4 protein-coding genes are annotated in these 7,377 nt (G+C 70.5%); 3 read left to right on the top strand and 1 reads right to left on the bottom strand.

The genetic code is table 11. From position 1 onward, the window contains the following. Positions 1–89: 89 nt before the first annotated feature. Positions 90–1,757, bottom strand: a complete 1,668-nt coding sequence (gene eccB, locus ACWGI6_RS36150; protein ID WP_453271426.1) for a type VII secretion protein EccB — start codon at positions 1,755–1,757, stop codon at positions 90–92. A gap of 344 nt (positions 1,758–2,101) precedes the next feature. Between eccB and eccE the strand changes: the two genes are divergently transcribed. From eccE to ACWGI6_RS36165, 3 genes are all read left to right on the top strand, one after another. Then, positions 2,102–3,328 carry a type VII secretion protein EccE gene (gene eccE, locus ACWGI6_RS36155; RefSeq protein ID WP_453271427.1) on the top strand — a complete coding sequence of 409 codons (1,227 nt, stop codon included), beginning with the start codon at positions 2,102–2,104 and terminating at the stop codon, positions 3,326–3,328. Then, positions 3,328–4,179 (top strand): hypothetical protein, encoded by an 852-nt coding sequence (locus ACWGI6_RS36160; RefSeq protein ID WP_453271428.1) that lies wholly within the window; start codon positions 3,328–3,330, stop codon positions 4,177–4,179. Before eccE ends, ACWGI6_RS36160 begins: the two co-directional genes overlap by 1 nt. A gap of 333 nt (positions 4,180–4,512) precedes the next feature. Continuing rightward, positions 4,513–7,275 (top strand): SCO5717 family growth-regulating ATPase, encoded by a 2,763-nt coding sequence (locus ACWGI6_RS36165; RefSeq protein WP_453271429.1) that lies wholly within the window; start codon positions 4,513–4,515, stop codon positions 7,273–7,275. The last annotated feature ends 102 nt before the right edge of the window (positions 7,276–7,377 follow it).

Genomic DNA, 7,377 nt, shown 5'->3' on the forward strand with positions numbered 1-7,377 from the left:
AAACCGGCCGTTGCTCAACCGGCGGTCGGCCCCCCACCGGACCCCCTATGGGCTCGGTTCGCGCCCCCTCCGGCCGTCGGAGCCAACCGTCAGGAAGCCTGCGGCTGCTTGGCGCTCTGGACATCCAGCGAGGGGCCCGCGGAGAGCAGCTTGGACCACGCCGAAAGGAGCAGCGGCGGGTGCGCGTCGCCGTAGCCGAGGTGGATCTGCGACTGGTCGATGTCCTGCTTGTCGCTACCGGCCTTCTTGGCGGAGTCGTTGTTCCGCGGGACCGAGTAGCGCAGACCGGTGTCGGTGACCAGGAACAGGCTGCCGGACTTCTGCGCGGCGGTGTCCGTCTGCTGGTAGAGCAGGCCGCTGCCCGGCGTGACGTACGAGGTGGCGCCGGAGGCGATCTTGGCCGGGTAATCCTCGCCGACCCAAGTGGTCATGTTCGGGATGCCGTTGGCGTAGCCGAGCTGCTCGACGCCCGGGTACTTGGTGGTGGTGCCCTTGTAGACGCTGCAGGAGACGCCGTTGTCGGTGGGGGTGGACAGCCCGCCGGTCTGGGAACCGTGCGTGAAGTCGTTGGCCGCGCTGACCATTTCGCTGGGCCACGGATTGTCGATGTCCTTGCCCGGGACCTTGCCCAGGAAGGTCATCGGGTGGTTGGTGTCGTCCGGCTTCGGGTGGACGCTACCGGTGGCGACGTCCACGGGCTCCAGCGCGTTACCGCTGCCGCCGTTCACCGACACCGCGTTGTCGCCCTGCTCAAGGAGATTGGCGACGAAGTTCGAGACCTGCTCGACGCCGTCGCTCACGACCACGTACTTCTGGCCGTCGCCGGCCTTGAGGATCGAGCCGACCTTCCTGGCCGCCTCCGGGACGCGGGAGTCGGTGGTCGTCCCGCCGGCTCCGTCGACCTTGGGCATGAAGATCGGCATCGGGCTCTTGACCAGCGTGTTCATGAACTCCGCGGTCACCTGCTGCGGTTCGGCCTGCGAGCCGAAGATGATGCGGCGCAGCGCCCGGTCGGCCTCGGTGTCGGTGTGCTTGACGCCTTTCTTCTGCTCGGTGAACCCCTGCGTGGCATTGGCGATCATCTGGAAGGCGAAGCCGTTGTGGTCGACCAGCCACTTCTGGTGGTCGGGGTCCTCGACGTACAGGGCCTGGTGGAGGTCGAGCTTGCCCTTCCGGGTGTCATCGACGAGCTGCTTGTCCTTGCCGCCGAGGACGAAGACGGCTTGCTCGGTCTTGCCGTTGACGCCGCTGTTGCCGGGGCGGTCGCACACCGCCCAGGCCTTCGGCTTGTCGACGTCGGCGGGGCTGGGCAGCCGGTCCGGGGCGTACGGAATGCCGATGGCCGGGCCGTGCGGCAGCTTCCCGTCGAGCTCGGATTCCTTGACCTTGACGACCTGGAACTTCTTCGGGTCGAGAAGAAGCTTGGCCGATGCCAGATTCAGGATGGGGTGGAGCAGCTTCTGCTTTTTGCCGTTCGAGTCCGTACTGTTCAGAACGACGTATCGGGTGGTGGATTCATCCCCAACAATGACATTCGTCCCGACCGTATCCCACCCCTGCGGCGCAACCGGCTTGATAATGCCGCAGGCACCGAATCCCACCAGCACCAGCACACCCATCACGATGCTCGGTACCACCGCCTTGAACGGCTTGGGCGCGCTCTCGATCGAACCGTTCGGCAGCGGCTTCAGAAATGCCGCATTCGTGCGCTTTCGAGCGAACGAATACGCATTCAGCTCGTCCCGACGTGATGCCATTGTTTACTTTCTCTCCCCGCGTGTTGGATCCACAGCGAACCGCCCCCGGCACTCACGCCGTAGCGCCCTCTACTATGCCGTGTGTCGATCGACCCGTACGGTACGGGTGCCACCTTCCAACGCACCAGTCTCGCGGCGGTCGATACGCCTAGAGGCCCATCATCATCAGTAGAGGAGCAGGCCGGGGGATGTCCAGCGCCACCAGGGCTCGACGCCGCAATGGGCGGCAACAGCAGCAACAGCCTTCCGCTGCGCAAAACGCGGGAAATGCTGACCGAAACGGTACAGCTCCGGGCAATAGAGAAAATGACGGCCGGGGTTCCGCGGCCCGCCCGGCCGGTCCGGTGGCACCGCGGCTGCGCCAACAGGCCGGAACCATCGGTGGTGTGCGCGTCCAGCAGCTGGCCATCATCGAACTCGCCGCCGCGCTGGTGCTGGTGGGTTGGTCCATCCACCCCGCCGCGCTGACCGCGGCCATCGTGGTGGCCGCGGTGCTGGTCGTCTTCGCGCTCGGCCGGCGCCGCAAGATCCCGCTGCCGGAGTGGATCACGACCGTGCGCGCCATGAAGCGCCGCGGCAAGAACAGCACCTCCGCACTCGCCGCCACGCAGGGCGTCGACCCGGCGCTCGCTCCCGTGGTGGAGTGCGAACCGGCGCTGCGGACCTACGAGTACACGACGGAATCGGATCAGCGCGCCATCGGGTTCGTCGGCGACGGGACGTTCCTGACCGCCATCGTCCAGGTGGACGCCCGTGACGAGCCGCTGCGGCCGCAGCGCGGCAGCCACATGCTGCCGCTGGAGGTGCTGCACACCGCGCTCGACATCGAGGACATCCACCTCGAGTCCGTGCAGTTTGTGCAGTACACCCAGCCCGCACCGGCGCCGCATCTGCCCGAACAGGCCGTCGCGGCCCGCTCGTACGCGCCGTTGCAGGCCCAGTCCCAGACGCCGGCCCTCCAGCTGACGTGGATCGCGCTCAAGCTCGACCCGGAGCTGTGCTCGGAGGCCATCGAGGCCCGCGGCGGCGGGATGGAGGGCGCCAAGCGTTCGCTGCTGCGCGCCGCCGACCAGCTCGTCAGCCGGCTGACCGCGCACGGCGTACGGGCCCGAGTGCTCGCCGAGCGCGAGGTCGTTGCCGCGATCGGCACCGCGGTCTGTGTCAGCCCGCGGGCCGCCAACGGCGCGATGGGGCGGGACGGCCGGGCCGCCCGGCGCACCCAGGAGACCACCCGGGCGATGCGCTGCGACGACCGCTGGCACTCCACGTACTGGATCGGCCGGTGGCCCCAACTGGGCCAGGGCGGTGCGCCGTTGGCTGCCGTCACCCAGCTGCTGACCACCACCAGGGCGATGGCCAGCACCTTCGCGCTGACCGCCACGCACGGCGGCGGGCGCGCCCCGGCCATCTCGGGCTACGTCCGTCTTTCCACCCGCAGTGAGAACGAACTCTCCGCCGCACAGAGCGAGTTGGAGCGCCGTTCCGGTTCCGTGAAGGTCGGCCTCGTACGACTCGACCGCGAACAGCTGCCCGGCCTGCTGGCCACGCTCCCCCTCGGAGGTACCCGCTGATGGCCTCTCCCACCTATCAGCCCCGCGTCAACACCAGCGGCAACGGCTGGCGCAATCCCCCGCTGGCCGGTGCCGGCGGGAGCGGCGAGGGTCGCGGGCTCTCGCACCACCCGCGCCCCGAGGAGGAGCAGTCCGGGCTGACCGGGCCGAAGCCCCGTCCCGGTTTCGGCCTGCGCGGCCCGCGGCGCAGCCCGCACGTCCTGACGGCCGAGTCGCTCGCCTCGCTGACCCTGCCGGTCGGTGACGACGGCGTGATCATCGGCATCGACCCGCAGAACCAGCCCGCCGTGCTCAGCCTGCTGCGGCCGGCGCCGTTGGAGATCGCGCTGGTCGGCAGCATGTGGATGGCGCAGGTGCTGGCGCTGCGTACGGTCGCCACCGGCGCCCGGGTCGCGGTCGAGACGGCACGGCCGCCGGCCTGGGGGCAGATGGCGCAGGCGGCGGGCGGCGGGCAGCAGTGCGTCTCCGTCCACGACGTGCGTCAGATCGCGCCCCAGGGACCGTCGGTTTCCAGCCCGGTGCTGGTCGTACGAGACATGGGTGCACGACCGCCGCGCAATCAGCTCGCCCCGAGCCCCTGGCAGTCGGTGCTGACCGTGCTGCCGTTCCTCGGGCCGCGGTCGCCGCAGATGCTCGGCCGTGCCGATCTGGTCGGTCTGCAGCGGCTTTCGCCCGAGGAGGCGGAGGTTGTGACGCGAATCATGCGGCTGCCGGATCAGGTCGGTGCGGTACTGCCGACGCTCAGCGACAACGCCATGCTGTGGTGCTCGCGCGACGGCCACCAGTTCGTCATGACCCAGCCCACGGAAGCGGAGACCAACCTGCTCGGCGGGCCGCGCCGCATGGACTGACCGTCACTGCGGGCCGGTTGCCCCGCGGGGCGCCGTACGCAGCGCGTACGCAACCGGCCGCAGGCACCGCTTACGGGCGCACCCACGGGTGCGCCCGTAAGCGTGCCGAGGGGCTTGAAGACGACATGGCACCGACTGCCGATATGGGCCGACTCTTGATTAGGCTGTATGAGAGAGCCGCAGGAGCACAGCACGACGGCAGTCGTTACGGGGACGGAGACAGTTAGTGTTGGCGCAACCCCGGGTGGTGTGTTCCGACTTCCGCTACATCCGATCGATCCGCCTGTATCCGGTCCTGCCGTTCAGGTGCGTTGCAGTACACCAGGAGGCACAGTGAACGAGCAGGAGGCTTTCCGTCCGGACGGAAACGATCCTGACGACGACCAGTCCGAGTTCGACCTGACCGGTGAGTTCAAGATCGATTTCGCCGCACCGGCCTGGTACGCGAGCAACGACACCAGCGGTGGGGGCACGAGTGCCGCCTCTCCCGCGACTCCTCCTGCGTCTGCGCCCACCGCTCCGCCCGCCGGGGCCCAGCCCCCGCCCGGGCCGCCCACCGGCCAGCCGCTGCCCGGGCCCGCCCAGGGTGTGCCCGGAATTCCGCAGCAGGGTGCGCCGATGGCCCCGCCGCCCGTAGAGGCCGCACCGCCGGGCTTCCCGACGCTGCGCCCGCAGGACGCCGGCAATGACGCACCGGCCGCCGCAGCTCCCGGGCCGGAGGCGCCCGTGGAGGCCGCGTCGCCCACGAACGACGAGGCGAGCGGTAATCGTCGCGCGGGCACGGGTGTCGACCCGTCGGCTTCCCTCTGGGACGACGATGACGCCGAACCGGAGGCGGTGAGCGCGTCCGAGTCCGAGGCGGCGCCCGCCGTTTCGCCGGAGGCCGCGCCCGCCGTGGCGCCGCAGCCGGAGGCCCCGGAGACGGCTCACGCCCCCGCCGAGGGCGTAGCTCCGGCCCCTGAGGCCGTCACCCCCGCCCAGCCTGCCCCGGATGTCGCAGCGCAGGGCGCACAGCCCGTGCAGGACCAGCAGCCGCAGCCGCAGCCGCAGCCGCAACAGGGCGTTCCCCAGCAGGGTGTGCCGCAGCAAGGCGTGCCGCAGCCGCAGGGTGTTCCCCAGCAGACGGCTCCGCAGGGCGTCCCCCAGCAGGGCGTCCCCCAACAGGGAGTTCCTCAGCAGGGCGCTCCTTGGGGTGCCGCGGCGGAGGGTCAGCAGCAGGGTGTGCCCGGACAGGGTGCACTGCCGCCGCTGCCGGCCGAGTTCCAGCCGGCGGACCCGCGGACGGCTCAGGCGCAGGCGCAGGCCGGTCAACAGCCGCAGCAGAGCCAGCAGGCGCCGGCCCAGCAGCAACAGCAGGCGCAGCAGCCGCAGGCCGGCTATCCGCAGGGACAGCCCGCTCAGCAGGGTGGCTACCCGCAACAGCAGCAGGGCCAGCAGCAGCCGCAGCAACAGCCTGCGTACGGCTATCCGCAGCCCGCGTACGGCTACCCGCAGCAGCAGCCCCAGCAGCAGGCGCCGCAGCAGCCGCACGCGGCCGCGCAGCAGTCGGCCTACGGCTACCCGCAGACCGGTGCGCAGGGCTATCCGCAGCAGGGCCATCAGCAGGCGCAGCCCGGCTACGCCCAGCAGCAGGCCGCCCAGCAGGCGGCACAGGCTCAGGCCCAGGCGGCACAGGCTCAGGCAGCGCAGGCGCAAGCAGCTCAGGCCCAGGCCCAGGCTCAACAAGCCCAGCAGGCGCATCAGGCCCAGCAAGCTCAACAGGCCCAGCAGGCCCAGTACCAACCGCTCCCGGGCCAGCAGGCCGGCGACCCGAACGCGGCGGCGAACTATGCGTCGTACTCGCAGCCGGGTCAGCAGCAGCCGCAGCAGCGGGCCGCTCCGGGCGCGCCCCTCGGCTACAGCGCCGCGGTCGAGCTGACCTCCGACCGGCTGCTGCGCAACCAGCCCAAGAAGCGCAAGCCGGGCGCCAATGCGCAGCCGTCCAAGTTCAAGCTGGGTGCGAAGAAGGAGGAGGCGGAGCGCCAGCGCAAGCTGGAGCTGATCCGTACGCCGGTGATGTCCTGCTACCGGATCGCGGTGATCAGCCTCAAGGGCGGTGTCGGCAAGACCACCACGACCACCGCGCTGGGCTCCACCCTCGCGTCCGAGCGGCAGGACAAGATCCTGGCGATCGACGCCAACCCGGACGCCGGCACGCTCGGCCGACGGGTGCGGCGCGAGACCGGTGCGACCATCCGTGACCTGGTGGGTGCGATCCCGCATCTGCACAGCTACATGGACATCCGCCGGTTCACCTCGCAGGCCCCCTCGGGCCTGGAGATCCTCGCCAACGACGTGGACCCGGCGGTCTCCACGACGTTCAACGACGAGGACTACCGGCGGGCGATCGACATCCTCGGCAAGCAGTACCCGATCATCCTCACCGACTCGGGTACGGGTCTGCTCTACAGCGCGATGCGCGGAGTCCTCGACCTCGCCGACCAGTTGATCATCATCTCCACCCCGTCCGTGGACGGTGCGAGCAGCGCGAGCACCACCCTGGACTGGCTGTCCGCGCACGGCTACGCAGATCTGGTGCAACGCGGTATCACGGTCATCTCGGGTGTCCGCGAGACCGGCAAGATGATCAAGATCGATGACATCGTGTCGCACTTCGAGACCCGTTGCCGCGGTGTGGTGGTCGTCCCCTTCGACGAGCATCTCGCCGCCGGTGCCGAGGTCGACCTGGACATGATGCGGCCCAAGACCCGCGAGGCGTACTTCAACCTCTCCGCCCTGGTGGCCGAGGACTTCGCGCGGGCGCAGCAGGCGGCGGGGATGTACCCGCAGCAGCAGATGGGCGGCGATCCGTACGCCCAGCAGCAGTACGCCCAGCAGGGTCAGCAGGGCCAGCCCCAGCAAGGCCAGCCCCAGCAGGCACAGCAGCCGCAGCAGGGCCAGCCGCCGGCCGGTTACCCGCCGCAGCAGGGCGGCTGGAGGCAGCAGCCCGCCCAGCCGCCGGCCCACTGGCAGCAGCAACAGCCCGCTCCGGACGCACCGCAGCCGGAACATCCGGGCCTGGCACCGGGGTGGCAGCAGCAGCCGCCTCCGCAGTGAGGCGGGCGTCACGCAAATACGGGTCGGGGGGGGGGGGCGGGGGGGTGGGGGGGCCCGCCCCCCCAAACCCAAACACACCGCCCCGGGTGACCCACCCCGCCC

This window comes from Streptomyces sp. NPDC054786 (assembly GCF_053611685.1).

What these genes read in the sequence shown, in the direction of transcription:
- eccB (WP_453271426.1), bottom strand. Translation starts at nt 1,757, where the DNA reads ATGGCATCACGTCGGGACGAGCTGAATGCGTATTCGTTCGCTCGAAAG.
- ACWGI6_RS36160 (WP_453271428.1), top strand. Translation starts at nt 3,328, where the DNA reads ATGGCCTCTCCCACCTATCAGCCCCGCGTCAACACCAGCGGCAACGGC.